This is a genomic window from Methylobacterium sp. WL119 (assembly GCF_008039875.1).
Taxonomy (GTDB): Bacteria; Pseudomonadota; Alphaproteobacteria; order Rhizobiales; family Beijerinckiaceae; genus Methylobacterium.
The window spans coordinates 1-4,044 of record NZ_VRUU01000187.1; the positions used below are offsets into that span (position 1 = coordinate 1).

Genomic DNA, 4,044 nt, shown 5'->3' on the forward strand with positions numbered 1-4,044 from the left:
TTCGTGCCAGCGTTCTCCGCTTGGCCGGCTGCGCTCGCCCGACCAGCTCCGCCGGCCAAGCTACCCGTGGCAGAACGGCCTACCGCGCACTAACTCCACCCTTGGACCACCGCCTGGGGGCCGATCATTCAGGGTTGAGGCGGCCCAGATCAGAACGTCAGCGTCCCAGATGGTCGCCATGCCAAATTCCGGCGTGGCGTAAACCTTCACATACACGGACCCGTCCGGGCTGGTGTACTCGATGGGCTTCAGACGCTTGCGCTTGGCGAGGCTGAAAAACGGCCTCTCCATCGTTTCCTGCGTGTCGCGGAAAGCGAGGTCTGACGTGAAGGGGACGAACAGATCAAACTGAGGATCGGTGACAGGCTTCCGGGTCACGGTTTCGCAGTCAGGTCCCGTTCCAAGGCAGACAGGGCGCGCTCGAGCGTTTCACCCAGTACCCAGCCCTGTTTGTCGGATATACGATAAAAGGTGTCGATGGCGTCCTGAGAGGCTTTGACGTTGAATTGCACGTTGCGGCCCGTCCGGTGCGTCCGGGGCTGTCTGCGGGGTTTTACGGCCTCCGCAGGAGCGGGATCGGCAGCGAGTTCTGGTGTAACCTTAGCCGGTTCCCGGCTGTGGAAGTTCGCGGCCTCTGAAACCTCCCTCACCTTTTCGGGCAACGGCGCGGCCTTATCCGGCGCGGTCTTCGGCTTGAACGCCGTCAGGTCCAGATCGTCGTCACCGCCAAACAGCTTTGCGCGTGAGTTGGACATCACGCCACCTCCGCCTGCGCCGCGTTCGCCTTCAACAGCGCTACAACCTCGGCCGCAAACGAACGGGCGTTTTGCTGTGCGGCCTTCACGTTACTGACCTGTGAGCCGTCGAGGCCTGACAGGGTGCCGCCATAGGAGAAGATCGCCCGGAAGGCGGCCCGCTCCACCATCTGCGTGGCAAAGACCGGAACGCCGGCCTCGGTCAGCTGCGCCTGAACGTCCTTCAGGTCGCGGGTTTCGATGGCCGCACTAGTACGGGTGAACAGCACCGAACACGGGATTTGCCGGTTGAAAGCCTTCTCCTGACGCTTCACCAGTTTGAGGGCTTTGACCGCTTCGGCGGCGTCGAGCTGGCTTCCCTGTGACGGGATGATGATGAGATCGGCGCGGCTCATGGCATAGCCAACCATCATCGAGGCCGTGCCTTCAAGGTCCACGACCACGAACTGCGCGGTTTTCTCGGCACCCTCGATAGCGTCGATGATCGTGTCCTCGGTCACGTTGTCCATGACAGTCAAGTTTTCCGGCTTGCCGGGGCGTTGCGACCACTTGGAAAGCGGCTTGTTCGGATCCGCATCGATCACCGTCACTGAAGCCCCCTTCCCTGCTAGTTCCGTGGCGAGAAGGATGGCGGATGTAGATTTACCCACGCCCCCCTTGGGACTGGCGAAGATGATAGTTGGCATGCTGGATCACGATAGCGAAACGGATTGAACCTCGGATCCAAGATACCAGAATGCCTCCGGATACTCAACGGCTACGCTTCCCGTATCAGATAGCATTAGGATATCCCCATAGTATCGTAAGGCATTCAGGTAACCGTACGATATTATTTTGAGTTGATAGGCTTGAGAATGGATATCTACCTGATATCGGAAGGCTATCATTCATAATAGCTTGACCGCTTCCTGTCGCGTCTCCTGCGGCGTTTGTAGGTGTGGTCAGCCTTGCGTTCAGCCGCGGATTTCCGCGGTTTCCAAGGTGCAGTCTTCTCCTGACTGTCCGTGACGGCGGTTTGGATTGCAGTGGCGTCGAAATCGCTTTGCAGCTCCTTCGTCCCATCTCGTGCGGCAAGGTTGGCATTGCCGGCAGGGGAGGGGGCATGCTGAGGGTCTGTCGCGGAGGCGAACGTGCCTTCGTTTGCGGATCGTTAGTCATCCTTGACCAGCTTGCCCCCTCCGCCCTGGAGCCGGTCCTCTCTACCGAGAGCGTGTGCGAACTGCTTTAGATTGCCTGGCTTCACGACGTGATCAAGGATACGCCCTACGACGGCGATCACCTCCGAGCCGAAAATTTCTCCGAACGGGTCGTACTCGGTATCTATGCGGATGTCGGTGAGAGGATACGTAAAATCAAAATCAGGGACGAAAGCGTCGCTTAATCAATAGCTAAACCAATGTCGGAGAGCGGATTTTTATTGATTCCCCTTTTGACCATCTTGGTCACCCCTGCGATCATCACGACCGCAGGGGCGCGTCATAAGTCGAATTTTAGGCCACGACGATCGCATCCTCCTCGACGCGGCGGCCGCGGCCAGCCGCTTCCAGGAAGGCGGCGAGTGCGTCCGCCTTCATGACGAGGCAGCGCGGCTTCGTGACGATGCAGCCGTTGGCGCGGTTGATGAGGCGCACATGCAGCTGCTTGCCCCGCCGCGCGCCGTGACCGCCCTCGACCACGCCGGCCTCCGCCAGGGCACCGATCAGCGCCGAGGGGTCCATCGTCTTGCCCAGCACCGCGCGCAGGCTCTCCTGGCGGATGGCAACGAACTCACCCTCGGCCCGGCTAAAGCGGAAACCCGCCACACGGTTGTCGTTGAGGACCAGCTCCCGCGTCGTGCCAATGTCCGGGAACACCGCGGGGTCACAGAGCGCGTCGCGCAAAGCGACGAGCGCCTCGACCGGGCAGCCCTCCTGCAGCGCCGTCAGCGCCCCGCGGTAGAGGCGCCGCACGACACGCAGCGGCAGGTCCGCCTTCCAGGGGAGGAAGCCGGTTTCGACCGCGATGATGCCGGTCGCGTAGATCAGCCCGAATTTGCCGGCAATACGGCCATGGTAGGCGTCGGCCGGCTGCATGGCCGTCACGAAGTCCTCGATCAGCCCGTTCACGCGCTCGCGGTGCGTCCAGACGTGATCGAGCCAACGGCCGAGAGCGCGTCCGTAGTGGCGCTTCATACCTGCCTCCAGCTGGGCGATCAGGTCGGCCGAGTAGCCGGGCCCCTTGCCCTTGGGTCGGTCGACAACGCCACCGTCCTCGCGCGGCGGCACGGGGATGGTGATAAAGCGCGCCGCTTCCTGCTCGTCCCAGGACATGTTTGCGATGCGCGCCATCTCTGCCCCAGAGCGATTGCCGTTGCTGAGGATGGGTGAGCGGATACGCAGGTCCGGCAGGCTCGCCTTGACCGCGGCAGCGTACTTTTTGCTGCCGCCCTCGACGAGGCCATGCGTGATCCCCGAGAGGATCTCGCTGACGTCCTTCCGCTTGGCCTTCTCTGCCGCGTTGAAGATGGCGACACGGTCGCAACGGACCGCGGTCGTCTCGGCGAAGCATCGGTCGCTCTGACGCCAGTCCGCATGGCTGTTGGGCGGCCCGTCGATGCTGGCAGCAACGCGGGCGGTCGTGGTTTTGCCGGTTGAGGACTTGCCGGCGAGGTGGAACACTGCCCCTTCGGGCAGGTCGGCCCAGGCGAGGACCGGGCCGGAGAGCGCTACGAGCAGCGCGAAGGCGAGGTAGCTCGACTCCGCGCACGGGGCCGCCACGGTGTGCAGCCAGCCTCCGAACGTGCCTGCCGCCAGAACGGCGCCGGGCGCGGTGGTACCGGTCCAGACGTAGCGGTTCCAGCCACGCCCGCGACGCAGGTTGGGGCCGATGTAAGCCTCGCGCTCCTTCCAGCCACCGTGCTCGACCGCCATCACGGCCTCGCCGGGGGCGGCCGCGATGAGCGCCGCGACCTGTTCCTTGGCGATGTTGGGATCACGCGAGAGGTGCTCCGAGACACCACCGATTTGCTTGGCAATGAGCGCGAGCGAGTCGGTCTGGCTGATCGTCAGCTGCGCCGTACGTCCACGACCGAGATCGATGGTGACGAGATAGTGCAGCGTGTGGTCGCTCTCCTTGCGGATGCGGATCATCGTGATCGGCGCGGTGGGGGTGCGGGCGATGGCGCGCCGCGCGCGGCGGGCGACCTTGATGGTCACGCCCGTGCCCTTGTTCGCGTGAGACGGGTGAGCCCGGCGAGACGGGTCCGTCTCACCGCCTCGCCGTCTCACGCGGTCGGGGCAGGCAGCCGGGG

The 4,044-nt window shown here is 63.5% G+C and carries 3 protein-coding genes and 1 pseudogene; all 4 read right to left on the minus strand.

Going from position 1 to position 4,044, the window contains the following annotated elements; all coding sequences use genetic code 11:
• Nucleotides 1–129: 129 nt before the first annotated feature.
• Nucleotides 130–378: pseudogene (locus FV227_RS28010) on the minus strand (replication initiator protein A); the annotation flags it as partial.
• The gene (locus FV227_RS28015; protein ID WP_147860422.1) at nt 375–755 is read right to left on the minus strand and encodes a stability/partitioning determinant; all 381 of its coding nucleotides are present in this window, start codon (nt 753–755) and stop codon (nt 375–377) included. The gene FV227_RS28015 and the pseudogene FV227_RS28010, both read right to left, overlap by 4 nt.
• Nucleotides 755–1,441 carry a ParA family protein gene (locus FV227_RS28020; RefSeq protein WP_147860423.1) on the minus strand — a complete coding sequence of 229 codons (687 nt, stop codon included), beginning with the start codon at nt 1,439–1,441 and terminating at the stop codon, nt 755–757. Before FV227_RS28020 ends, FV227_RS28015 begins: the two co-directional genes overlap by 1 nt.
• Nucleotides 1,442–2,245: 804 nt before the next feature.
• Nucleotides 2,246–3,949 (minus strand): DUF927 domain-containing protein, encoded by a 1,704-nt coding sequence (locus FV227_RS28025; RefSeq protein WP_147860424.1) that lies wholly within the window; start codon nt 3,947–3,949, stop codon nt 2,246–2,248.
• Nucleotides 3,950–4,044 lie beyond the last annotated feature (95 nt).